Here is a 23,259-nt window from a genome sequence, read left to right as displayed (position 1 = left end):
CGGCGGGGGCCGGGCGGGCCCCGGCCGGTGCGCCGGGGGCGGCGGTGCCGGGGCTCGTGCCGGCGGCCGGCCCGCCGGTGGCGCCGGTGCCGCCGGGGCGGGGCGTCCCGGTCGCACCGGAGCGCCCCTTGCCCTTGCCGTTCCCGTTGCCGTTCCCGTTCCCGTTGTCGCCGTGCTTGCCGCCCTGGTCCTCGTTCTCGCCCTGGCCGGGGGCGGTGTGCCCGCCGGGCGCCGGGGACGGCTGCGCGTACGCGCCGGTGCCCGAGCCGAGGACCGTGCCGGCGACGAGTAGTACCGCCCCGAACAGTCCAGCCGCCGTCCCCCTGCGACGGTTCCCCGCCCCGACCCCTGCGCCCACCGACCGGCCCCTTTCCTGAGCACTCACTCCCGTAGGAGACACTTGGATTCTGTCAGTCCCTACCTTGGAGGAACCGTTGGAGTTCGACGTCCTTATCGAAATCCCGAAGGGCTCTCGTAACAAGTACGAGGTCGACCACGAGACCGGCCGTCTGCGGCTCGACCGGATGCTCTTCACCTCGACCCGCTACCCGGCCGACTACGGCTACGTCGAGGGCACGCTCGGCGAGGACGGCGACCCGCTGGACGCGCTGGTCATCCTGGACGAGCCCACGTTCCCCGGCTGCCTCATCAAGTGCCGTGCCATCGGCATGTTCCAGATGACGGACGAGGCCGGCGGCGACGACAAGCTGCTCTGCGTCCCGGCGACCGACCCGCGCTGGGAGCACCTGCGGGACATCCACCACGTGTCGGAGTTCGACCGCCTGGAGATCCAGCACTTCTTCGAGGTCTACAAGGACCTGGAGCCGGGCAAGTCGGTCGAGGGTGCCAACTGGGTCGGCCGCGCCGAGGCCGAGGCCGAGGTGACCGCGTCGATCAAGCGCCTGGCGGAGCAGGGCGGTCACTGAGCCGTCGTGCCGATCTCGTTCGCCCAGGGCAGTTCGAGGTAGGTCGAGGCAGTCGGAGGCCGGGGTCCGCGGAATCGTCCGCGGACCCCGGCCTTCGCCGTGTCCGGGCCCTGGCCCCTGGCCCGGCCCGGTCCCGGTCGGCCCGGTCCCGGCCGGCTCAGTCCTGGTCGTCCAGCCGGAAGCCGATCTTCAGGCCGACCTGGAAGTGCTGGATCCGGCCGTCCGCGAGGTGGCCCCTGACCTGCGTCACCTCGAACCAGTCGAGGTTGCGCAGCGTCCGGGCCGCCCGCTCGACCCCGTTGCGGATCGCCGCGTCGACCGACTCGGTCGAGGAACCGACGATCTCGGTCACCCGGTACACGTGCTCGCTCATGACGGACTCCCTCAGCTGTGCGACGGCCCCCGGTCCACCGTGCACCGCGTCCGGGCGGTCCGCACGCCAGGGGCGCGGCCGGGGAGGCTCAGAACGCGGCGCGGACCTCGCCGACCGGGACGCCGCCGCCGAGCAGCGGCGAGGCGCCGATCCGCTCCACGGTGCCGTCCGCCGCCGCCACCCCGAGGCGGCGCAGCGCGGCCGCCAGGACCGGGCCGCGGGCCCGCTCGGCCCCGTCGTCGATCTTGAAGGCGAGCGCCCGGCCGTCCGGCAGCGCCACCACCTGCACCGCCTCGGCACCCATCTTGGACAGCGCGCCCGGCACCGCCCGCATCAGCCAGGTGTCGGCCCGGCGGGTGCCGGCCACGTACTCGGGGTGGGCGCGCATCGCGTCGGCCACCCGCCGCTGCGGGGTGTCCTCCCCCGCCAGCACCAGCGCGCGGTAGCCGCGGGCCAGGCCGGTCAGGCTGACGGCCAGCAGCGGGGCGCCGCAGCCGTCCACCCCGGCGTGCCCCACCGGCTCGCCGGTGGCCTCCTGGAGGGCCTCACGGGCCAGCTGCTGGACGGGGTGGGCCGGGTCGAGGTAGCTCCCGGTCGGCCAGCCGTTGGCGACGCACGCGGCCAGCCAGCCGGCGTGCTTGCCGGAGCAGTCCATCATGATCGGCGCGCGCTCGCCGCCGGACTTCAGGTGGAGCTCGGCCTCGGTCTCGTCCAGCGGCAGGTCGGCCGGGGTCTGCAGGGCGGACTCGTCCAGCCCGGCACCGGCCAGGATCCGCCGCACGCCGTCGCGGTGAAACGTTTCCGCGGAGTGGCTGGACGCCGCCAGCGCCAGCAGCTCGCCCCCGATCGCCAGCCCCGCCCGCAGCGTGGCCACGGCCTGGAACGGCTTGGCGCACGACCGCGGGAACACCGGTGCGTCAGGGGTGCCCAGCGCGAACTCGACCGAGCCGTCGGCGGCGAGCAGCACCAGCGAACCGTGGTGCCGGCCCTCGGTGAAGCCCGAGCGTATGACCTCCGCGAGGACGGGCAGGGCGGCGGAGTGGGACATGGCGGGAAGCCTTCCGGGGTGAGGGTGGGCCGGGGGCGAGCCGGGCCCCGGCGCCCGCCCCCGGGGCGTTCCGCCCGGTCAGATCGGGCCGCCCGCGAGCAGGTCGTCGACCCGTGCTTCCCCATCACGGTACCTGCGGGTGATTTCGGCGCTGCAGCCGTCCGCCGTCCGCAGCAGCCGCTGCCGGCGGCCGGACACCTCGCGCTCGTGCGCCCGCAGCCGGTCCAGCGCGGCCAGCAGCTCCTCCTCCGGGTGCGCGGCCAGGTCCGCCAGCTGGACGTCACCCATCAGCTCGTCCGCCTCCAGCCGGGACTCCCGGCCGCGCGGCGGCCCCAGCGTGACGTGCCGGGCGGAGCGCCGCACCGTGGACGGCGCGTCGGTGAGGATGGCCGGCAGCCGGTCCAGCAGGGCGCCGCCCACCGGGCCGTCGCCCCCCGCCGCCGTGCGGACCGCGGTACCCGGCCGGCGGTCGAGCTCGGCGCGGAGGATGTCCATCCGCCCGTGCAGCAGCCGCCGCAGGTACGAGAGGTCGGCCTCCTGCTCCAGGGTCTCGCGGCGCAGGGTCCGCAGCTGCTCCAGACCCAGCCGCCCCAGATCGGGCCCGCCCGCCGGTCCGTCGGCTCCCCCCGCCGCACCCGTGCCCCCGGGTGCCCGTCCCGACCGGTCCTGTGCCGCGCTGCTCGCGTCCATCCACCAACCACCTGCCGTCGTCCGAATCCCGCCCGCTCGCGGCACCCCGTCGCCTGCCGCCGGTCCGGCCCTCCCCCGGGGCGGACCGTCGCGCGCACCCGTCCGATGGCACGCCGGGACGCCCCCGAAGGTTCCCGCCCCCGGGCGGCGCCACCCGGAGGGACGACACCGCCAGAACGCCTGACCTGTCGACTCGATCGACAGGCCGAACCGGGCCCGGCGCGGCGGACTCGGCGCCCCGGACCCCTTGTACGGTCCCCCAGCGTGCCACCCCGTCCGCCGCCGCCGCACCGCTCGTGCACCCGAACGGCCCCCTGGCGAACGGGGGTGGCTGATATGACCGGGGCTTTCCGCAGGAAGAACGGCGCCCAGTGGTGCGCAAGCGCGCGCTACCCGGCGCGCGCCAGGCCGGTGAGCGCCCCCAAGGGGAGTGCGGGCCGCGCCCGGCCGCTCCGGCACAATGGCCGCATGCGAGCAGTGGTGCAGCGAGTGGCCGAGGCCAGGGTGACGGTGGCCGGAGAGACCGTCGGCGCGATCGAGGGGCCCGGGCTCTGCGTCCTGGTCGGCGTCACGCACGACGACACCCCCGCCAAGGCGGCGCAGCTGGCCCGCAAGCTCTGGACCCTGCGGCTGCTGCCGCCCGACGCGGACGGCGTCGAGCAGTCCTGCTCCGACCTGGCCGCGCCGCTGCTGGTGATCAGTCAGTTCACGCTCTACGGCGACGCCCGCAAGGGCCGCCGCCCCACCTGGAACGCCGCCGCCCCCGGCCCGGTCGCCGAGCCGCTGGTGGACGAGGTGGTCGCCCAGCTGCGCGCGCTCGGCGCCAAGGTCGAGACCGGCCGGTTCGGCGCCGACATGCAGGTGGCGCTGGTGAACGACGGCCCGTTCACGGTGCTGGTCGAGGTCTGACCCGCAGGTCGAGGCCCGGCCTGCGGGTAGGCGTCCGGCCGCTACTGAGGGACGATCACGTCCTGCGTCCCCGGCACCGTGCCGGCCAGCAGCACCGCGTCCACCGGGACGTTCCGCTTGACCACGGCCAGCGCGATCGGCCCCAGCTCGTGGTGGCGCGCCGAGGACGTGACGACGCCCAGCGACCGGCCGTCCGGGTCCGAGGCGAGCCGCACCTCCGTCCCGTGCGGGGGCAGCACCTCCTCGGTGCCGTCCAGGTGCAGGAAGACCAGGCGGCGCGGCGGCCGGCCCAGGTTGTGCACCCGGGCGACCGTCTCCTGCCCGCGGTAGCAGCCCTTCTGCAGGTGGACGGCGGTGGAGAGCCAGTCCACCTCGTGCGGGATGGTCCGGTGGTCGGTCTCGAAGCCCAGCCGGGGCCGGTGCGCCTCGATCCGCAGCGCCTCGTAGGCCCAGATCCCGGCGGCCGGACCGTAGTCCGCGGTCAGCGTCGCCAGCTCGGCGCGCGGCAGGAAGAGGTCCCGCCCGTACGGCAGCTCGCGCACCGCCGCGGCGCCGTCCACCGCGGCGGTGGAGCCGGCCGGCAGGTGCACCACCGCGTAGTCGTCGGTCGCGTCCGCGACCTCGACCCGGTAGAAGAACTTCATGCTCTCCAGGTAGCCGACCAGCGCCTGCCCGGTGCCCGGTTCGACGTGCGCCCAGGTGGTGGTGCCGTCGTCGACCAGGTAGAGCGCGTGCTCGACGTGCCCGTGCGGGGAGAGCACCAGCGCCTCGGTGGCCTGCTGCGGCGGCAGCGCACTGACGTGCTGGGTGATCAGCAGGTGCAGCCAGGCCAGCCGGTCCTCGCCGGTCACGGTGATCACGCCGCGGTGCGAGAGGTCCACGAAGCCGGTGCCCCCGGCGAGGTTCCGTTGCTCACGGAAGATGTCGCCGTAGTGGGCGGCCACGCCCTCGTCGGTTCCCTCGGCGGGGACGGCACCGGGCAGCGCAAGCAGCGGGCTCTTCATACCGGCCAGCTTACGACCGGCCCTCCGCACGCTTGGCGGTGCAGTCGGCGCAGCGGCCGAAAATGGCGAAGTGCTCCAGGTCGGTGTCGAAGCCGTGCTGCTCGCGCAGGCTCTCGATCAGCGGCCGGGCGATCTCCGTCCCGGTCTCGGTGACCGCCTCGCAGTCCCGGCAGACCAGGTGCAGGTGCTGGTGCCGGCCCGCCACGTGGTACGTCGGGGCGCCGTGGCCGAGGTGCGCGTGCGACACCAGGCCGAGCTCCTCCAGCAGCTCCAGGGTCCGGTAGACGGTGGAGATGTTGATGCCGCTGGCGGTCTGCCGGACGTGGCCGAGGATCTCGTCCGGGGTCGCGTGGCCGAGCACGTCGACCGCCTCCAGGACGAGCTGGCGCTGCGGCGTGAGCCGGTAGCCGCGCTCGCGCAGGTCGGCCTTCCAGTCGCCGGAGAGCCGGAGGCCGGTGCTGTCGGTGTCCGCCACGGTGTTGTCCCTGCCAAGGTCAAGGTCGGGGTCCTGAGGCAAGTGTAGGGACCGGCCGGGCGGCCGGTCCCTACCTCGGGTGGTGCGCAGTGTGCTCAGCGGTGCCGGGCCCGGCGGTGCGGGCTCGGCGGTGCCGGGCTCAGCGGAAGAACGCGATGCCGTCGTCCGGCAGGTCGTTGATGTCCTTGACCAGCTGCGCCGGGCTGAGCACCTTCTTCAGCTGCGCCGACATGTACGGGCGCAGCGGGACGTTCGGGGCGGCCTTCTCGCCGACCCAGAGCAGCTCCTCGTTGACGAAGCCGTAGAGGCGCTTGCCGCCCGAGTACTCCGGCGAGCCCTCGATCCGGGCCACGGCGTCCGTGGAGACGTCGATCTGCGGCTTGCCGTCGGCCAGCTCGCCGTACCAGATCTCCACGGTGCCGTCGTCACGGACGGAGGAGATCTCGATCCCGCGGGCACCGCTGGCGCCGTCGTGGTTGCTGGTGATCCGCCAGAACGCGTGCTCGTTCTCCAGCGGGCGGACCTTCTCGCCCTCGTTGTCCAGCACCCAGGTGCGGGAGCGGAACTCCAGGAAGGGCCGGCCGTCGTGCCGGATGACGATCTCCTGGCCGAAGTTGCACTTCTCCGTGCCGGGGAAGTCGTAGACGCCCGCGCCCTCCCAGGTACCGAGGAGGAAGGCGAGCGGGACGACGTCCCTGTGGAGGTCAGAGGGGATCTCGATCATGTTCCTGGTCGCTGTCGTCGGTGTGGGACTGCTTCAACCGTACGGCAACCGCTCAGCGCTGGCCCTGGTACAGCTTCATCACCGAGAAGATGGCGAACCAGGTGATCAGCACGGCCATGAGGGCCAGCAGACCGTCGAAGAACATTTCCAGACCGGACACGGGGGGCTCCCAGGGCGGCGACAGTGTGGTGGATTTTGCTGGCGCTCACTCTATCCGCCGGGTGCCTACGGGTCTCGGTGAGCCCCACCACGTCGCGATTCCGGCGGGACTTAGGGTGACGTCATGTCGTCGAAGAAGCTCGTCATCAAGGTCACCGCCGGGGCGGACGCGCCGGAGCGCTGCTCGCAGGCCTTCACGGTGGCCGCGGTCGCCGTCGCCAGCGGGATCGAGGTCTCGCTCTGGCTGACCGGGGAGTCCTCCTGGTTCGCCCTGCCCGGGCGGGCCGCGGAGTTCGAGCTTCCGCACGCGGCGCCGCTGCCGGACCTGCTGGAGTCGGTCCTGGCCGCCGGAACCGTCACGCTCTGCACCCAGTGCGCGGCGCGGCGCGGGATCGAGCAGCAGGACACCGTCGAGGGTGTCCGGATCGCGGGCGCGCAGGTCTTCGTCAGCGAGATCACGGCCGACGGCGTGCAGGCGCTCGTCTACTGACGGCGGTCGCCGGTCGCGCGCCACCGGTCGCGTCACCTGGCCGGCGGGGCTCACCGGTCGCGCGTCACCGGTCGTGTTCGTGGTCGGGGCGGTCCCGGTCGTGGCCGGGGTCGTCCCACTTCGGGTCGTCCCAGCGCGGGTCGTTCCACCAGTCGTCCTCCGGGTCACGCCGGTTGGCGAACACCGCGGCGGCCGGGGGGATGACCATCGCGACCAGGCACATGCCGATCGCGGCCGGGACGGACCAGAACCGCACCACACCCCAGGCCAGCACGAACAGCCCGAGGCAGACGGCCATCATGGCGAAGTAGTAGCGGTGTCGCCGGCGTGCCTGCACGGTTCCACGGTATGCCCGAGGGCCCCTGCTCGGCAGGGGCCCTCGGGGCGGGTCACCGCGTGGATCAGACGGCGATCGCGACCTCGGTCAGGTTGCCCTGGGAGGCGACCACCTGGCGGTCCACGGTCTGGCCCGGCACCAGCGCGCGCAGGGTCCACTTGCCCGGGCGGGCGAAGAACCGGAACTGGCCGGTCGCCGAGGTGGGCACCTCGGCCGTGAACTCGCCGCCCTCGTCGAGCAGCCGGACGTAGCCGTTGACCGGCTCGCCGTCTCGGGTCACGGAACCCTGGATGATCGTCTCGTTCGCCACGTCAACTCCTGCCAGGTCCGGGCCGCCGGCCTTCGCACCGCACATGTCTTGTCTTCCCTTCTGACTTACGGGTCGAGCCGGTGGCTCAGTTGCCGAGCTCGATCGGCACGCCGACGAGGCTGCCGTACTCGGTCCACGAACCGTCGTAGTTCTTGACGTTCTCCTGGCCGAGCAGCTCGTGCAGCACGAACCAGGTGAGCGCGGAGCGCTCGCCGATCCGGCAGTACGCGATGGTGTCCTTCGCCAGGTCGATGCCCTCGGCCTCGTACAGCGCCTTCAGCTCGTCGTCGCTCTTGAAGGTGCCGTCGTCGTTGGCGTTCTTGGCCCACGGGATGTTGCGGGCGCTCGGCACGTGGCCGGGGCGCTGCGACTGCTCCTGCGGGAGGTGGGCCGGGGCGAGCAGCTTGCCGGAGAACTCGTCGGGCGAACGCACGTCGACCAGGTTCAGGTTGCCGATGGCGGCGATCACGTCGTCGCGGAAGGCGCGGATCGAGGAGTCGGCGGCCTGCGCCTTGTACTCGGTCGCGGCCCGGGCCGGCACCTCGGAGACCAGGTCGCGGGAGTCCAGCTCCCACTTCTTGCGGCCGCCGTCGAGCAGGCGGACGTCGCCGTGGCCGTACAGCTTGAAGTACCAGTAGGCGTACGAGGCGAACCAGTTGTTGTTGCCGCCGTAGAGGACGACGGTGTCGTCGTTGGCGATGCCCTTGGCGCTGAGCAGCGCCTCGAAGCCGGCCTGGTCGATGAAGTCGCGGCGGACCGGGTCCTGGAGGTCCTTCTTCCAGTCGATCCGGACGGCGTTGCGGATGTGGTTCTTCTCGTAGGCGGAGGTGTCCTCGTCGACCTCGACGATGACGACCTTCGGGTCGTCCAGGCGGGCCTGGACCCAGTCGGCGTCGACCAGGACGTCGCTGCGGCTCATGGTGATGTTCTCCATCCGGGGGCGGTTGGCGGAAGGTGCTGCTGCTCTGCGGGTCCCCCGGCCGGAGGCTGGGGGAGGATGCTGCGGATGCTGCGGGTCGCCCGGCGGTCGGTCCGAATTTCCGTCCGAATACTGGGACGAGAAGGGGTGTGCGGTACGGCCGGGCGAGGCTTGCAGTGGCACCGGCGACGGTCGGCCCGATGTGATCGGGCCAGGTCGCCAGGGGAATCGGCGGCGGGCTCAACTGCCCTGCCAGGATGCCGAGTCAGCGCATTCGACACAGACAGGCGGCCACGCGGCACAGGTCTACCGCCCGCCGCTTCGTGAGGTCCGTCTGTCGCTTCATGCCGACGATGCTAGGGACTCCGAAGGCCCGCTGTCATCAGCGTATCGAATGGTGAGACCAGATCAGTCGCATCGTGAGATTTGACGATTCCCCGGGCGGCCGGAACCGGCCAGGGGCCGCCCGGGGCCTCGCACGGGGGTGGGAACGACACCGCTCCGCGGCCGGTGCTGGACAGCGCGTCTCGCGGATCGGAACGGTGGGAGGGGCGGCGCGAGGGACGGCGGGAGGCCGCGCGGAGGTCGGCGGGAGGCGGGTGGGAGGCGGGCCGGGAGGGCCGCCGGTCAGCCGATGACCTTGACGTCCTTGCCGTCGAAGGTCAGCTGGAGGCCCTCCTCCTGCGGCGCCACCGACGCGAGCTTGAGCCCGGCCGGCATCGCCGCGAGGGTGAAGCTCACCGGGTCCACCTGCTGGTTGGCCAGGCCGGCCAGCATCCCGGCCATGCCGCTGAGCTTGAAGCCGTCCGCCGTGACGGTGTTGCCCTGGCTGTGCACCGACCCCTCCCCGATCGGGAGCGGGCCCAGCGAGGCCTTGATCTTGCCCGGGCCGCCGTAGGAGAGGCTCAGCCGGGTGTTGGGGCCGACCATCGGCAGCTTGCCCGCGCTCGGCGCCAGCTGGGCGGCCGGCGGCAGCAGCTGGGCCAGGTCCGCGTACGTGATCAGGCCGGTGCCGGTGCCGTTGTCCACGGTGGCGCTCTTCATGCTGTCGCTCACCTCGACCCCGGACAGCTTGGCCTTGAAGGAGTGCAGCGCCACCTGGCGGTTGCCGTCGCCCACGGTCAGCCCGTCCGCCGAGATCCGGACGTCGTCCAGCTTCATCGAGAGCACCTGGGTGAGGAACGGGAAGCCCTCGATCGTCACGTCGGGGCGCTGGCTCATCCGGCCGCTCTTCACCATCTGCTCGGCGGCCTCGTCCTCGGCCACCCCGACCGCGATCCGGTCGGCGCCCACGAGCAGCCCGCAGAGCACCGTGAGGCCGATCGTCGCCTTCAGCCAACCGCGCATCGCTCTCCCCCGTCGTCGCCTGTCGCTGTCGTCCTGCTGGTCGTACTGGTCGTGGTCCGCCGTGCTGGTCGTGTCCGGTGCACCGGTCGTGTCCGTTGCACCAGTCGTGTCCGTTGTACCGGTCGTGATGGTCGCGCCGGTCGCGCCGGTCGTGCCCGCCGGGGTCGTCCCGGTCCGGGACGGCCGCCCGCAGAACGGTACGACGTCCCGCCCCGGAGCTTGGTTCCGGGGCGGGACGTCGCAGTGGCGGTGCCGGAGGTCAGCCGGCCAGCAGCCGGGTGGCGATCCAGACCAGCGGCGAGGCCACCGCCAGCGGCAGCGCCACGCCCGCCGTCATGTGCACGAAGCGGGACGGGAAGTCGTACGCCGCCACCCGGCGGCCGACCAGTGCACCGAGGCCCGCGAGCGCGCCCAGCGCGAGCGGAGCGCCCACCACCAGGCCGAACACCACGGCCGCGGCCAGGCCGAGCACCGGGCGCAGCTGCTTCGGCCCGGGCAGCGGCGCGGCGGCCAGCACCGTGGCCAGCGCGACCGCGCCGACCGCCGCCGGCACCCAGTCGGCCAGCAGCAGCGCGGTGCAGAGCACCGTCATCACCGTCGCCGAGCCGAGCACGGTCAGCGCGTAGAACCGCTCCTTCGGGTCCGAGGGCCGGAACGTCTGGAGCACCAGGACGAGCAGGAAGAAGCCGCCCAGCGTGCCGATCACCGCGGCCGCACCGCTGTCGGCGTCGGCCAGCAGCACCGCCGCATCGGCCGTGAACCCGGCCAGCGCCGCCAGCGCGATGCCCTGGCGGGCCGGCCACATGCCGTTCAGCCGGAACCAGCCGGCCGCGGTCAGGCCCTGGAGCAGCACGACCACCAGGGCCAGCGCGACCTGCCCGAGTGCCGCGCCGCCGGCCAGCAGCGCGGCCGCGCCGGCGGTGATCAGGGCGGGCTGCAGGCCCGGGTCGATGATCGGCGAGCCGGTCCGGGGCGTCCGCACGGGCGGTCCGGCGGGCGCGGCCGCCGCGGGGCCGGGCGTGCCCGGCATGCCCGGCATGCCCGGCATGCCGGACGGCGCGGGCTGCGCTGGGACCGCGGCGTACGGCGCGGCGGGCGCGGCCGGGCGCTTGAGCGTCATGGTCGGCTGGTCGAGGACCGGGCCGGGAGCGGGCGCCGGGGCCTGCGCGGGAGCGGGCGCCGGGAAGGTGCCGGGGCCGGCGGCGGGCACCGCACCCGACACGACCACCGGCGGCAGCAGCGTGGTGGCCGCGGCGTCGTCCATCGCCGGGACGGGCGGCAGCAGCGTGGTGGCCGCCGCCGCATCGTCCACCGCGGGCACGGGCGGCAGCAGCGTCGTCGCCCCGTCGTCCGCGACCGGCGCGCCGTACGGGGGCTGCTGCGCGTACGGGGACTGCGGGGCGTACTGCTGCTGGGCGTGCTGCGGCTGGGCGTAAGGCTGCTGCTGGGGGTACTGCTGCGGCTGGGCGTACTGGCCGGGCCCGGGCGCGTGGCCCTGGCCGGGGGCGTACGGCTGCGCCGCGTGCCCCTGCTGCGCATACGGCTCCGGCGCGTACGCCTGCTGCTGCGCGTAGGGGTGCTGCGGGTCGTACGGGTGCGGGGGCTGCGCCTGCTGCGGCCAGCCGTCCGGGCCGCCGTTCACGTGGTTCGGATCCGTCACGCCGCTCACCCTCCCGCGAACGGCGGGAGCACCTCGACCGTCCCGCCCTCGGTGAGGGCCACGGTCGCGTGGTCACGGCCGCCGACCGGCGAGCCGTCCACCAGGTACGAGCAGTGCCCGAGCAGCCGGACGAGCTTCGGCCGGCCGGCGTGCCGCTCCTTGGCCGCGGCCAGCGCCTCCGCCAGGGTCGCCGCCCGGTACGGCTCCTCGGCCAGCCCGGCCTCCGACTTCGCCGCCGCCCAGTAGCGGATCGTCCCGCTCACCGGGGCGGCGCCCGCCGGTTCCGTGGTCGCACTCATGGCAACCCCTTCTCGTCGTCCTCGCCCGGGCCCGGTACCCCGGTCGGGTCGCCACCGGAGCGGCCGCCCACCACCCGAAAGGTGGACCCGCGCGGTGCCGCCGATGTGCGTCCCATGATGGCGTGTCCGTCGCCGTGACCGGCAATCGCCCCGGCCGGCGGCCTGACGGAGCTGTGGCCAGGCTCACCCCGGATCCGCCCGGATCGGCCGAACCCCGGCCTGCGAGCCCTCCCGGTGCGGGGGACGGTCGGCTATTCTCGTCCCCTGAGGGATCCGGGCAGAGTCGCCCCCGGATCCTTTTGTGCTTTCAGGACGCCAGTACGGACGTCCTTGCGATTCGTCGGTCCACCCCCGGCGCGCCGCAGGGACCGCCCCGCCATTCGCGGCACAACGACGTGCCCGGGCCCGGCCGGGGTGTTCGGAACCCCGGCGCCGGGCCGCCGCCCGGTTCCGGACAGACCGGAAGGTTCGCGGGATGAGCAGGGCAGGAACGGTGCGCCAGGGGTTGCGGGACCCCCGGCGGGCGAGCCGTCGCGCCGTGCACGCCGGCGAGTCCTCCGGTGCGCGCCCGGCGTCCTTCCCCCCTCACGTCGCCCGCCGCCGCCCTTCCGGGGACGCGCCGGCGCGACACCTCCCTGCACGAGCGCCATCCGGCTGTGGCGGCAGCCGCAACGCGACCGCGACGACCCGGAAAGGGGACTAACCGGGTATGAGTTCTCTGCTCCTCCTCACCAACGCACTGCAGCCCTCAGCGGAGGTGCTGCCCGCCCTCGGCCTGCTGCTGCACAACGTCCGGGTGGCCCCCGCCGAGGGCTCCGCCCTGGTCGACACCCCCAGCGCCGACGTCATCCTGGTCGACGGCCGGCGCGACCTGCCGCAGATCCGCAGCCTCTGCCAGCTGCTGCGCTCCACCGGCACCGGCTGCCCGCTGATCCTGGTGGTCACCGAGGGCGGCCTGGCCGCCGTCACCGCCGAATGGGGCGTGGACGACGTGCTGCTGGACACCGCCGGCCCCGCCGAGGTCGAGGCCCGGCTGCGGCTCGCCCTCGGCCGGCTCCAGGTGACCACCGACGACAGCCCGATGGAGATCCGCAACGGCGACCTCTCGGTCGACGAGGCCACCTACTCCGCCAAGCTCAAGGGCCGGGTGCTCGACCTCACCTTCAAGGAGTTCGAGCTGCTCAAGTACCTCGCCCAGCACCCCGGCCGGGTCTTCACCCGGGCGCAGCTGCTGCAGGAGGTCTGGGGCTACGACTACTTCGGCGGCACCCGGACGGTCGACGTCCACGTCCGGCGACTGCGCGCCAAGCTCGGCGTCGAGCACGAGGGGCTGATCGGCACCGTGCGCAACGTGGGCTACCGCTTCGTCGTCCCGGAGAAGCCGGACAAGGGCGAGCGGCCGGAGATCGCCCAGCGCTCCTCCGCCCCGGCGGAGGCCTGACCGGCGGCCGGGCGGGTACGCCCGCCCGGCCTGTCCGCATTCGGCCCGAGGTGTCCCGGGCATTGCGCCCGTCCGCCGAGCTCCCACTGCCCCGGCGGACGCCACCCGCGTAGACTCCCCCCGTGGCCAAAGTGACGCGCGACGATGTAGCCCGACTGGCTGGGACCTCGACCGCGGTCGTCAGCTACGTCATCAACAACGGGCCGCGCCCGGTCGCGCCCGCCACCAAGGAGAAGGTGCTCGCGGCGATCGAGCAGCTCGGCTACCGGCCGAACAGCGTCGCCCAGGCGATGGCCTCCCGCCGCACCAACCTGATCGGCATGGTCGTCCCCGACGCCCGCCAGCCGTTCTTCGCCGAGATGGCGCACGCCGTGGAACGGGCCGCCTCCGAACGCGGCAAGCTCGTGCTGATCGGCAACTCCGACTACGTGGACGACCGCGAGGTGCACTACGTCCGCGCCTTCCTCGGCATGCGGGTCTCCGGCCTGATCCTGGTCAGCCAGGGCCCCTCGCAGCGGGCCGCCGAGGAGTTCGCCGCGATGGAGGGGGCGAAGGTGGTGCTGCTGCACCGCCGTCCCGAGGCGATCGACGACGTCGCGGTGGTCACCGACGACGTGGGCGGCGCCGAGGCCGTCGTCCGCCACCTGCTGGAGGAGCACGGGCACCCGTACGTGGCCTGCTTCGGCGGCCCGGTCGACTCCCCCGCGCCCGGCGACCCGGTCATCGACCACGTCGAGGGCTGGCAGCGCGCGATGGACGCGCACGGCCTGCCCACCGAGCCGTACCTGATCGACGCGCCGTTCCACCGCTACGGCGCCTACGACATCGCCCTCGGCGTGCTGCGCTCGGAGCAGCGGCCCTCGGCGATCTTCTGCTCCACCGACGACCAGGCGATCGGCGTGCTGCGGGCCGCCCGCGAGCTCGGCCTGCGGGTCCCGGAGGACCTCGCGGTGGCCGGCTTCGACGACGTCCCCGAGGCCGCCCTCGCCGACCCGCCGCTGACCACCGTCGCCTCCGACCGGGACGCGATGGCCCGCGCCGCGGTGGACCTGGTGCTGGACGACTCGCTGATGGTGCCCGGCTCGGACACCGAACGCGTCCGCAAGTTCCCGTCGCGCCTGGTCATCCGGCGTTCCTGCGGCTGCCACCCGGACGGGGCGTCGCCCAAGGCCTGACCAGGCTTTATGAGAAGTCAACGGGCTTCTCGGAGCCTTCTGAGCCCACTCTCATCGGATTCTCATCCGGCGGGCGGACGTTGGTCGGCATGAGCGATCAGCAGCGTCACGGCCGGCACCACGGGTACGGCGAGCAGAACCAGTACGGCGGACAGTACGGCGAGCCGAACCAGTACGCCGGGCAGTACGACGACCAGTACGCCGGGCCGTACGAGGGGTACGACGCCGCCCGGTACCCGCACCACCCGAGCGACGGCCAGGTCATCCCGGGCACGGTCCTCGACAGCAGCACCGGGTACCCGGGCGCCGGGACGCCCCCGGTCACGCCGCCTCCTCCACCGCCCGCCGCGCCCCCCATGCCGCCCGAGCCGCCCGAGCCCGGCGGCCCGGCCTCCCACGGCCGCCGCGCCCGCCGGGGCCTCCTGCGCGGCCGGGTCGCCCTGGTCACCGCCGTCGCCGCGGTCGCCGCCGTCCTCGGCGGGGTGACCGGTGGCGTGGTCGCCGCCGGGGAGCACGGCTCCGCCGGCCGCACCGCGACCATCGCCAGCCCGGTCGCCGCCCGCTCGGACGGCAGCGCCGACGTGGCCGCCGTCGCCTCCGCCGTCTCGCCCAGCGTCGTCCAGATCACCGTGCGGACCGCCGACGGCACCTCCACCGGCACCGGCGTGGTCCTCACCAAGGACGGCCAGATCCTCACCAACTACCACGTGGTGTCCGGCGCGGCCTCCGGCGGCCAGATCACCGTCACCTTCAAGGACGGCTCCACCGCCCGGGCCACCCTCACCGGCACCGACAAGGCCCTGGACGTCGCCGTGATCACCGCGAGCGGGGCGAAGAACCTCACCCCCGCCACCCTCGGCGACTCCTCCACCGTCGCGGTCGGCGACCCGGTCGTCGCCATCGGCAACCCGGAGGGCCTCACCGGCACCGTCACCTCCGGCATCATCAGCGCCGAGAACCGCGAGGTCACCGTCCAGGTCGACGAGGGCAGCACCAGCGGCAACGGCGGCTTCGGCTTCCCCAACCTGCCCGGCCTGCGCGGCAGCACCCCGCAGAACGGCGGCGAAACCACCACCTACAAGGCCTTCCAGACCGACGCCGCACTCAACCCCGGCAACTCCGGCGGCCCGCTGATCAACGCGCGCGGGCAGGTCATCGGCATCAACTCGGCGATGTACTCGCCCACCGGCACCAGCTCCACCGCCGGCGGCAGCAGCGCCGGAAGCGTCGGCCTCGGCTTCGCCATCCCGGTCAACGACATCAAGCAGGTGCTGCCCCAGCTGCAGGCCGGCCGGAACGTCTGAGCCGGACAATTGACCCGGCACCCCGAGCAGCCGCGCCGGGTGGGCCCGCCCGGCGGCCGCACCGGGCAGGCCCGCCGGGCAGGCCCCGAGCAAGGCCACCGAGCAGGCCCTCCGACAACCGAGAAAGGGCAACCGCCCATGACCCCGTCCGCCGACGACCGCACCACCGCCGAGACCGGACAGCCGTCCGCCCGGCTCCTCGTGGTCGACGACGAACCCGCCCTCCGGGACGCCCTGGAAAGCAGCCTCGCCTTCGAGGGCTACGAGGTCACCACCGCCACCGACGGCTACGAGGCGCTGGAGTCCGTCGAACGCGACAAGCCCGACCTCGTCCTGCTCGACATCATGATGCCCCGGATGGACGGCCTCACCGCCGTCCGCCGGATGCGCTCGCGCGGCGACACCGTCCCGGTGCTCATGCTCACCGCCCGCGACGCCGTCGGCGACCGGGTCACCGGCCTCGACGTCGGCGCCGACGACTACCTCGCCAAGCCCTTCGAGCTCGACGAACTGCTCGCCCGGGTCCGCGCCCTGCTCCGGCGCAACGCGCTCGCCACCGAGGCCGCCGCGCGGGCCGCGGCCGTCGAGGACGACACCGAGGTGCTCGCCTTCGCCGACCTGCGGATGAACACCGCCACCCGGGAGGTCAGCCGGGCCGGCAAGCCGGTCGAGCTGACCCGCACCGAGTTCATGCTGCTCGAGATGTTCCTCTCCCACCCCCGCCAGGTGCTCACCCGCGAGCAGATCCTCAAGGCGGTCTGGGGCTTCGACTTCGAGCCCTCCTCCAACTCCCTGGACGTCTACGTGATGTACCTGCGCCGCAAGACCGAGCAGGGCGGCATGCCCCGGCTCATCCAGACCGTACGCGGCGTCGGCTACGCCCTCCGCCCGGCCGCCGGCACCCAGGCGTGAGCGAGCGCAGCGAGCCGACCGTGAACGGGCGCGCGTCTCGCGTAGCGACCTCCGAGCGGAGCGAGGAGCGCGCATGAGCGACACCGTTCCGCCGCCGCCCCCACTGGTACCGCCCCGCGTCCCGCGCCGGCAGCGGCTCGCCCGCTGGTACCGGGCGCAGTCCCTGCGCAGCCGGCTCACCTTCCTGACGGCGGCGGCGGTCGCGGTGGCGATCGCGCTGTCGGCACTGGCGTGCTGGTTCATCGTCGAGAAGCAGCTCTACGGCCAGGTGCGCAACGACCTGCGCACCGTGCAGCCCCCAAGGGTCCGGCTCCCGGTGTACTGCCCCGCGACTCCGGAAGAGGCCCTGAAGCAAGCCGCCCTGCCCTTCCCGCGCGGCGGATCCTCGCAGCAGGACCAGCCCAACTTCGCGTTCCGGGACACCCAGGTCGTCATGACCGACCCGGCAGGGGTGTGCCTGCCACTCGGCGCCACCAGGGCCATCGCGCTCCAGGCCGACGACGCCAAGGTCTTCGACCTGCCGCCGAACCAGTCGATCTTCCGTAGCGGCCACTACACCAACGGCGTGCCCGCGCTGGTGCGGGTGCTCTGGGTCAATGCCCCCGGGCCCAACGGCCAGCAGCCCGTCCTGGTCATGATCGCCGCGCCCACCGAGCCGGTGGAGAACGCCCTCCAGGGCCTCGCCCTCATCCTCGGCGGCGTCGCCGTCGGCGGCATCGTCCTCGCCGGGCTCGCCGGACGCCTCGTCGCCCGTTCCGCCCTCAAGCCGGTCGACCAGCTCACCGACGTGGTGGAGCACATCGCCCGCACCGAGGAGGTCGGCACCACGATCCCCGTCCACGGCAGCGACGAGATCGCCCGGCTCTCCACCTCGTTCAACTCCATGAGCACCGCGCTCGCCAACTCCCGGGAACGGCAGACCCGGCTGATCGCCGACGCCGGGCACGAGCTCAGGACGCCGCTGACGTCCCTGCGCACCAACGTCGACCTGCTGATCCGCAGCGACCAGACCGGCCGCCCGCTGCCCGCCGGCACCCGGACCAAGCTGCTCGGGAACATGAAGGCGCAGATGCAGGAGCTCACCGTCCTGATCGGCGACCTGCTCCAGCTCTCCCGCCCGGACTCGCCCAAGCAGGTCCGCAACCTCGCCGTGGTCGCCGTGCACGAGATCGCCGACCGGGCCGTCGAGCGGGCCAAGCTGCGCGGGCCGGGGCTGGCCTTCGAGACCGAGGTCGCGCCCTGGTACGTGCACGGGGACGCCGCCGCGCTGGAGCGGGCGGTGATCAACCTGCTGGACAACGCGGTGAAGTACAGCCCGCCGGCCGGCACCATCGAAGTCCGCCTCGACCAGGGCGTGCTGACCGTCCGCGACCACGGGCCGGGCATCCCGGCGGACGAGCTGCCGTACGTCTTCGACCGGTTCTGGCGCTCCCCCTCCTCGCGCCAGCTCCCCGGCTCCGGGCTGGGGCTGTCGATCGTGGCGCAGAGCGTGCGGGAGGCCGGCGGCGAGGTGTCGCTCGGCCCGGCCCGGGACGGCGGACCGGGCGCCCTGGCCACCGTCCGGCTGCCCGGCGGCCCCGCCCCCGAATGAGCCGCGGAAAGCACGAACGGGCGGGGCGCCCCGACAGCGCCCCGCCCGTCTCATGTCCGGCACACGGTCAGTCGATGTCGCTGCCCGGGCCGATGACCTTGATGCGGTCCTGCGCCGGCGCCTTCAGCGGGGCGGCCGCCGAGCTGTGGGCGCCAAGGTAGGCGGTGAACACGTCCAGGTCCGAGGCACCGACCAGCTTGTCGGTGCCGGCCGCGAAGGCCGGGAAGCCGTCGCCGCCGCCGGCCAGGAACTCGTTCGCCGCGACCCGGTACTTGCCGGCCGGGTCGATCGGAGCGCCGTTGAGGCGGATCGAGTCCACCAGCACGCGGTCCGCGCCGGTCTTCCGCATGTCCAGCGTGTAGGCCAGGTTCTTGGAACCCTGGAGGATCTTCGGCGCCGCGTCGTTCGGGCCGCTCACCTGCTGCTGGAGCAGCTGGACCAGCTGCGCACCGGTGAGCGTCTTGACCTGCATCATGTTGGTGAACGGCTGGACGGTGAACGCCTCGCCGTAGGTCACCACGCCGTCGCCCTCGGCGCCGCTGGCCTTGTACACCAGGTCGGAGCGGATGCCGCCGGGGTTCATGAACGCGACCTGCGCGCCGCCCTTGTCGGCGGCGGCCAGGCCCTCCAGCTGCGCGTCGGCGATCACGTCACCGAGCGGCTTCTCGAGGTCGCTGCTGCCGCGGCCGTTGATGTCCGAACCGACGTAGCCGACCGGGCGGTTGGCGATCGGAGCGGCCAGCTTGGAGTAGTGCGCGATCAGCTCCGACATGTCCGGGGCCTTCTCGACCGTCCGGCGCACGACGTGGTTCTCGGCCTTGACCGACGGGCGCACGATGCTGCCGGTGGTCTTGTCGAGCTTCAGGTTGATCTCGGTGAAGAGCCGGCCGAAGGAGGCGGCGCTGGTCACCGAGCGCGGGACGCCCTGCGGGTCGGGGATGGTGCAGGCGTACGCGTTGTGGGTGTGGCCGGTGACGATCGCGCCGATCGACGGGTCCAGGTTCTTGGCGATGTCGACGATCGGGCCGGAGATGCCCTGGCCGGCGGTGCCGCAGTCGTAGTTGTACGTGCTGCTGGCCGGGTAGCCGCCCTCGTGGATCAGCGCGACGATCGAGTTGACGCCCTGCTTCTTCAGCTCGGCGGCGTACTTGTTGATCGTGGCGACCTCGTTGCCGAACTTCAGGCCCTTGACGCCCTCGGCGGTCACGATGTTCGGCGTGCCCTCCAGGGTGGCGCCGATGAAGCCGACCTTCACGCCCTGCGACTTGGTCACCCAGTACGGGGCCAGGATCGGCTTGCCGGTCTTCTCGTCGGTGACGTTGGCGGCCAGGTAGTTGAAGTTGGCGCCCTTGAACTTGCGCCCGTCCTCGTAGCAGCCGTCCACCGGGTGGCAGCCGCCGTCCTGGAGGCGGAGCAGCTCCTTGGCGCCCTCGTCGAACTCGTGGTTGCCGACCGCGGTGACGTCCAGGCCGAGCTTGTCCATCGCCTCGATGGTGGGCTCGTCGTGGAAGAGCGCGGAGGTCAGCGGGGAGGCGCCGACGATGTCACCGGCGGCGACGGTGATCGAGTCGTCGGCCGGGATCCGGGCCTGGCGCAGCGCGGTGGCCAGGTACTCGATGCCGCCGGCCGGGGTGGAGACGACCTGGCCGGTGGCCGGGTCGATCTCCTTGATGGTGCCGGACGAGCCGGCCGGGGGCTCCAGGTTGCCGTGGAAGTCGTTGATCGCCAGCAGCTGGAGGTTGACGGTCTTCTGACGCTTGGCATCCGCGGCCTGGGCGGCCGTCGGTACGGCGAGCGTGCCGACCAGGCCGGCCGCGGCGACTGCGGCCAGCACCGTACGTCGGGATCTGACGGAAAGCATGAGGGTCCCCTGCCCCTTGGGAGAGCGCCCAGCTGTGGTCAGTTCCGGGCGTCTGCATGTGTGTTGCGCGAGTGCAGCCTAGAGTCAACGCGCGTAGCTGTCAGGACCCTGAACGTAACGACAGGGTTACCTGCTGACGAATCGTCGCCACCCGCCCGGCCCCGCCGGCCCGCACCGACGCGCCGGCCCCTCGGCCCGCAGCCGCCGCCGGTACCGATCCGGCGGCCCGGCCCGCCCGGTCAGACGCCCGGCTCGGACGCCAACTGCCGCTCCGCACGGTCCCGTTCGGCCACCGCATCCTCGGTCATCGCACGGTCGGTGTAGACCAATGGCCGCTCGGTATCGGTGATGATGTGCTTCACCACCTGGACGTTGCCGTTCACGTCCCAGACCGCGATGCCCGGCGAAAGTGTGGGGATGATCTCCACCGCCCAGCGCGGCAGACCCAGCACCCGGCCGGTGGCTCTCGCCTCCTCGGCCTTCTGCATGTAGATGGTCCGGGTGGAGGCCATCTTGAGGATCGCCGACGCCTCCTTGGCCGCCGCACCGTCCACCACGTCGGACAGGTGGTGCACCACGGCCACGAAGGAGAGACCGAGGCGGCGCCCGAACTTCAGCAGCCGCTGGAACAGCTGGGCCACGAACGGGCTGTTGATGATGTGCCAGGCCTCCTCGACCAGGAAGATCCGCTTCTTCCGGTCCGGCCTGATCCAGGTGTGCTCCAGCCAGACGCCGACGATCGCCATCAGGATCGGCATCGCGATCGAGTTGCGGTCGATGTGCGACAGGTCGAAGACGATCAGCGGCGCGTCCAGGTCGATGCCGTCGGTCGTCGGGCCGTCGAACATGCCGCGCAGGTCACCGTCGACCAGCCGGTCCAGCACCAGCGCCACGTCCAGGCCCCAGGACTGCACCTCGTCCACCGCCACGCCCAGCGACTCCACCGAGGACAGCTCGGGGCTGCGCAGGGTGTCGATGATGTCGTTCAGCACCGGCTGGCGGTCGGTCACCGTCGCCACCACGTGGGCGTGCGCGGCCTTCAGCGCGAAACCGGCCCGCTCCTCCAGGCCACGGCCCATCGCCACCTCGATGATGGTGCGCAGCAGCGACAGCTGGCCGGTCTGGGTGATCGCCGGGTCCAGCGGGTTCAGCTTCACCCCGCCGTCCCGGGCCGCCAGCGGGTCGAGCCGGATCGACTTTATGCCCAGCGCGTCGGCGATCAGGTTCCACTCGCCGACCCCGTCCTCGCCCTGCGCGTCCAGCACCACCACCTGCCGGTCCCGGAACCGCAGCTGGCGCAGCACGTACGTCTTCTCCAGCGCCGACTTGCCGTTGCCGGACTCGCCCAGCACCAGCCAGTGCGGGGCGGGCAGCTGCTGCCCGTACAGCTGGAACGGGTCGTAGACGTACCCCTTGCCGCTGTACACCTCGCGGCCGATGATCACGCCGGAGTCGCCCAGACCCGGGGCGGCGGTGGGCAGGTAGACCGCCTGGGCCTGCCCGGTGGAGGTGCGCACCGGCAGCCGGGTGGTCTCCACCTTGCCGAACATCAGGCTGGTGAACGCGTCGGTGAGGTTGCCGATCGCCATGCGGGGCCTCCAGGTGGATCAGCGGCGGATGCCGGTGGCGAACGGCAGGGTGTTGACGAAGGCCCGGTGGTGCTCGCGGTCGCACCACTCCAGCTTGAGGTAGCTCTTGCCGGCCGAGGCGCGGATCGTCCGCTTGTCCCGGGCCAGCGCCTCGGGGCTGCGCGAGGACACCGTGATGTAGCCGACCAGGTTGACCCCGGCCGCGCCGGACGCCAGGTCGTCACCGCGCTGGTCCACCCGGCCGGTGTGGGCCAGGTCGCGCGGGTCCACCGTGCGGTTCATCTTGGCGGCGCGGCTCGCCTCCGCCTCGTCGTTGGTCTTCTCGGTGAGCATCCGCTCGATCGCGACGTCGGTGGGCTCCAGGTCCATCGTCACCGCGACCGTCCGGATCACGTCCGGGGTGTGCACCAGCAGCGGGGCCAGGAAGTTGACGCCCACCGGGGTGAGCGGCCACTCCTTGATCCACGCGGTCGCGTGGCACCACGGCTCGCGGGTCGCCGACTCGCGGGTCTTCGCCTCCAGGTACTGCGGGTGCGTCGCGTCCAGCTCGGCCGGCCAGGCGTTGCGCCGGGACATCGCCTGGATGTGGTCGATCGGGTGGTCCGGGTCGTACATCGAGTGCAGCAGCGAGGAGAGCCGGGCCTGGCCCAGCGGCTGGCGCACCCGGATGTCCGCCTCCGCCAGCCGCGCACAGATGTCGGTCAGCTCACGGGCCATCACCGCGGCCAGTCCCTCGTCGTCCCGGGCCCGCCGGCCGGTCGCCGTCCGGCCCATCGCGTGCGCCTCGGCCGCCAGGTCACGGGTGTAGTGCATGCAGGCCACCAGGTACGCCCGGTGCTGCTCCGAGGAGGTCGACACCATCGACTGCAGCTGGTCGTACGACTCCTGCAGCCAGCGCGGCGCGGCGTGGTCGCCGCGCCGCTCCACGTCCTTGGCGTGCGCGTCCGGGTCGGCCGGCAGCGTCCGGGCCAGGATCTGCAGCCGGGTCACGAAGCCGTCCCCGTTCGCGACGTGCTTCAGCAGCGTGCCGAAGCGGTCGACCAGGGCCTCCTGGTCCTCCGAGTCGCGCAGGCCGACGCCCGGCCCCTCGATCTCGATCGCCGCCGTCACGGTGCGCCGCTCCAGGTGCATCAGCACCCCGACCTCGTCCGGTCCGAACGGCGCCGCCAGCCAGCGCAGCCGCCCGACCCCGGGCGGCGGCCCGACCTCGACCTCGCGGCCGTCGAGCCGGGTGCCGGCGTCCATCGCGTCCGACTTCCACACCGCCCGCCCGCTGCGGACCGTCCGGCGGTAGGTGCGGTTGATCTCCACCCACTTGTAGAACGTCCGGCGCCGGTACGGCACGTAGACGGCCGCGATGGCCAGCAGCGGCAGGCCGACCAGGCCCGCGATGCGCAGCGGCAGGATGGGCATCATCAGGCCCCAGACCATGCCGAGGAACGCCCCGAAGATGATCAGGACGATCTCGCCGGACTCCCGGTTGCGGCCGATCGGTGCGTTCGGGCGGGCCTTGCCGATCAGGTAGGTGCGGCGCTGGTGCACGTACGGCTGGGCGTACTGGGCACCGTACTGGCCGAGCGGTTCGCTGCTCACTTACCCGTCACCCTCCCTTCGCTGGATTGCTGTCGCGGATCGGAACGTCGCGCATCGGCCCCGCGGCCGGCGGTTCGTCGATGCCTCGGGCGTGCACCTCTAGGAACTGCCGAACCTCGGACT

Annotated in this window: 24 protein-coding genes and 1 pseudogene; 8 read left to right on the top strand and 17 right to left on the bottom strand. The window is 73.1% G+C overall.

What is annotated here, in order from left to right; genetic code table 11:
• Window positions 1-358: pseudogene (locus tag ABZ885_RS18030) on the bottom strand (hypothetical protein); the annotation flags it as partial.
• 76 nt (window positions 359-434) lie between these two features.
• Here ABZ885_RS18030 and ABZ885_RS18025 point away from each other — a divergent pair.
• Entirely contained in the window at window positions 435-926 is a 492-nt protein-coding gene (locus ABZ885_RS18025; protein WP_030244505.1) for an inorganic diphosphatase, read from the top strand.
• Window positions 927-1,083: 157 nt separating this feature from the next.
• Here the strand turns inward: ABZ885_RS18025 and ABZ885_RS18020 are convergent, their stop codons facing one another.
• The 3 genes from ABZ885_RS18020 to ABZ885_RS18010 form a co-directional block, all read right to left on the bottom strand.
• The gene (locus tag ABZ885_RS18020) at window positions 1,084-1,299 is read right to left on the bottom strand and encodes a dodecin (RefSeq protein WP_360188980.1); all 216 of its coding nucleotides are present in this window, start codon (window positions 1,297-1,299) and stop codon (window positions 1,084-1,086) included.
• An 88-nt stretch (window positions 1,300-1,387) separates the two neighbouring features.
• Window positions 1,388-2,347: an asparaginase gene (locus ABZ885_RS18015; RefSeq protein ID WP_360188977.1), complete on the bottom strand. Its 960-nt coding sequence runs from the start codon at window positions 2,345-2,347 to the stop codon at window positions 1,388-1,390.
• Window positions 2,348-2,425: 78 nt separating this feature from the next.
• Complete coding sequence (locus tag ABZ885_RS18010) at window positions 2,426-3,037, bottom strand: ABC transporter substrate-binding protein (RefSeq protein ID WP_360188975.1); 612 nt, start codon at window positions 3,035-3,037, stop codon at window positions 2,426-2,428.
• Between the two features lie 468 nt (window positions 3,038-3,505).
• Here ABZ885_RS18010 and dtd point away from each other — a divergent pair, with 468 nt between their 5' ends.
• A complete protein-coding gene (gene dtd / locus ABZ885_RS18005; protein WP_360188971.1) occupies window positions 3,506-3,946 on the top strand; it encodes a D-aminoacyl-tRNA deacylase in 441 nt (146 codons plus the stop codon).
• A 41-nt stretch (window positions 3,947-3,987) separates the two neighbouring features.
• Here the strand turns inward: dtd and ABZ885_RS18000 are convergent, their stop codons facing one another.
• From ABZ885_RS18000 to ABZ885_RS17990, 3 genes are all read right to left on the bottom strand, one after another.
• Window positions 3,988-4,950 carry a folate-binding protein gene (locus ABZ885_RS18000; protein WP_360188968.1) on the bottom strand — a complete coding sequence of 321 codons (963 nt, stop codon included), beginning with the start codon at window positions 4,948-4,950 and terminating at the stop codon, window positions 3,988-3,990.
• A 10-nt stretch (window positions 4,951-4,960) separates the two neighbouring features.
• Complete coding sequence (locus ABZ885_RS17995) at window positions 4,961-5,425, bottom strand: transcriptional repressor (RefSeq protein WP_360188965.1); 465 nt, start codon at window positions 5,423-5,425, stop codon at window positions 4,961-4,963.
• Between the two features lie 139 nt (window positions 5,426-5,564).
• Complete coding sequence (locus tag ABZ885_RS17990; protein ID WP_360188962.1) at window positions 5,565-6,149, bottom strand: FABP family protein; 585 nt, start codon at window positions 6,147-6,149, stop codon at window positions 5,565-5,567.
• 283 nt (window positions 6,150-6,432) lie between these two features.
• On the opposite strand from ABZ885_RS17990, the gene ABZ885_RS17985 reads away from it, so the two are divergent.
• Window positions 6,433-6,798 (top strand): DsrE family protein, encoded by a 366-nt coding sequence (locus ABZ885_RS17985; RefSeq protein WP_360188959.1) that lies wholly within the window; start codon window positions 6,433-6,435, stop codon window positions 6,796-6,798.
• A gap of 64 nt (window positions 6,799-6,862) precedes the next feature.
• On the opposite strand, the gene ABZ885_RS17980 is transcribed toward ABZ885_RS17985, so the two are convergent.
• From ABZ885_RS17980 to ABZ885_RS17950, 7 genes are all read right to left on the bottom strand, one after another.
• Complete coding sequence (locus ABZ885_RS17980) at window positions 6,863-7,135, bottom strand: DUF3099 domain-containing protein (protein WP_360188956.1); 273 nt, start codon at window positions 7,133-7,135, stop codon at window positions 6,863-6,865.
• A 64-nt stretch (window positions 7,136-7,199) separates the two neighbouring features.
• Window positions 7,200-7,490, bottom strand: a complete 291-nt coding sequence (locus ABZ885_RS17975; protein ID WP_093861460.1) for a DUF1416 domain-containing protein — start codon at window positions 7,488-7,490, stop codon at window positions 7,200-7,202.
• A gap of 40 nt (window positions 7,491-7,530) precedes the next feature.
• Window positions 7,531-8,364 (bottom strand): sulfurtransferase, encoded by an 834-nt coding sequence (locus tag ABZ885_RS17970; RefSeq protein WP_360188953.1) that lies wholly within the window; start codon window positions 8,362-8,364, stop codon window positions 7,531-7,533.
• A gap of 265 nt (window positions 8,365-8,629) precedes the next feature.
• Complete coding sequence (locus ABZ885_RS17965; protein ID WP_350517234.1) at window positions 8,630-8,710, bottom strand: Ms5788A family Cys-rich leader peptide; 81 nt, start codon at window positions 8,708-8,710, stop codon at window positions 8,630-8,632.
• Window positions 8,711-8,991: 281 nt separating this feature from the next.
• Window positions 8,992-9,711 (bottom strand): DUF2993 domain-containing protein, encoded by a 720-nt coding sequence (locus tag ABZ885_RS17960; RefSeq protein WP_360188950.1) that lies wholly within the window; start codon window positions 9,709-9,711, stop codon window positions 8,992-8,994.
• 259 nt (window positions 9,712-9,970) lie between these two features.
• Complete coding sequence (locus ABZ885_RS17955) at window positions 9,971-11,371, bottom strand: hypothetical protein (RefSeq protein WP_360188947.1); 1,401 nt, start codon at window positions 11,369-11,371, stop codon at window positions 9,971-9,973.
• Window positions 11,372-11,376: 5 nt separating this feature from the next.
• The gene (locus tag ABZ885_RS17950) at window positions 11,377-11,670 is read right to left on the bottom strand and encodes a MoaD/ThiS family protein (protein ID WP_360188944.1); all 294 of its coding nucleotides are present in this window, start codon (window positions 11,668-11,670) and stop codon (window positions 11,377-11,379) included.
• A 709-nt stretch (window positions 11,671-12,379) separates the two neighbouring features.
• Here ABZ885_RS17950 and ABZ885_RS17945 point away from each other — a divergent pair.
• From ABZ885_RS17945 to ABZ885_RS17925, 5 genes are all read left to right on the top strand, one after another.
• On the top strand, window positions 12,380-13,111 hold the full coding sequence (locus ABZ885_RS17945) for a response regulator transcription factor (protein ID WP_360188941.1): 732 nt from the start codon (window positions 12,380-12,382) through the stop codon (window positions 13,109-13,111).
• 122 nt (window positions 13,112-13,233) lie between these two features.
• Window positions 13,234-14,286 (top strand): LacI family DNA-binding transcriptional regulator, encoded by a 1,053-nt coding sequence (locus ABZ885_RS17940; protein WP_360188938.1) that lies wholly within the window; start codon window positions 13,234-13,236, stop codon window positions 14,284-14,286.
• Window positions 14,287-14,375: 89 nt separating this feature from the next.
• On the top strand, window positions 14,376-15,590 hold the full coding sequence (locus ABZ885_RS17935; protein ID WP_360188935.1) for a trypsin-like peptidase domain-containing protein: 1,215 nt from the start codon (window positions 14,376-14,378) through the stop codon (window positions 15,588-15,590).
• Between the two features lie 138 nt (window positions 15,591-15,728).
• Window positions 15,729-16,502, top strand: a complete 774-nt coding sequence (locus ABZ885_RS17930; protein ID WP_360188932.1) for a response regulator transcription factor — start codon at window positions 15,729-15,731, stop codon at window positions 16,500-16,502.
• Window positions 16,503-16,575: 73 nt separating this feature from the next.
• Window positions 16,576-18,093, top strand: coding sequence for a HAMP domain-containing sensor histidine kinase (locus ABZ885_RS17925; protein ID WP_360188929.1), 1,518 nt, complete (start codon window positions 16,576-16,578; stop codon window positions 18,091-18,093).
• A 67-nt stretch (window positions 18,094-18,160) separates the two neighbouring features.
• Here ABZ885_RS17925 and ABZ885_RS17920 read toward each other — a convergent pair whose 3' ends face one another.
• The 3 genes from ABZ885_RS17920 to ABZ885_RS17910 form a co-directional block, all read right to left on the bottom strand.
• On the bottom strand, window positions 18,161-19,954 hold the full coding sequence (locus tag ABZ885_RS17920) for a bifunctional metallophosphatase/5'-nucleotidase (RefSeq protein ID WP_360188926.1): 1,794 nt from the start codon (window positions 19,952-19,954) through the stop codon (window positions 18,161-18,163).
• A 239-nt stretch (window positions 19,955-20,193) separates the two neighbouring features.
• Window positions 20,194-21,543, bottom strand: coding sequence for an ATP-binding protein (locus ABZ885_RS17915; RefSeq protein WP_360188923.1), 1,350 nt, complete (start codon window positions 21,541-21,543; stop codon window positions 20,194-20,196).
• An 18-nt stretch (window positions 21,544-21,561) separates the two neighbouring features.
• Window positions 21,562-23,136, bottom strand: coding sequence for an SCO6880 family protein (locus ABZ885_RS17910; RefSeq protein WP_360188920.1), 1,575 nt, complete (start codon window positions 23,134-23,136; stop codon window positions 21,562-21,564).
• Between the last annotated feature and the right edge of the window lie 123 nt (window positions 23,137-23,259).

Source organism: Kitasatospora sp. NPDC047058, assembly GCF_040643935.1.
GTDB lineage: Bacteria > Actinomycetota > Actinomycetes > Streptomycetales > Streptomycetaceae > Kitasatospora.
The sequence above is the reverse complement of the archived record's forward strand: the minus strand, read 5'-3'. Positions and strand labels throughout refer to the sequence as shown.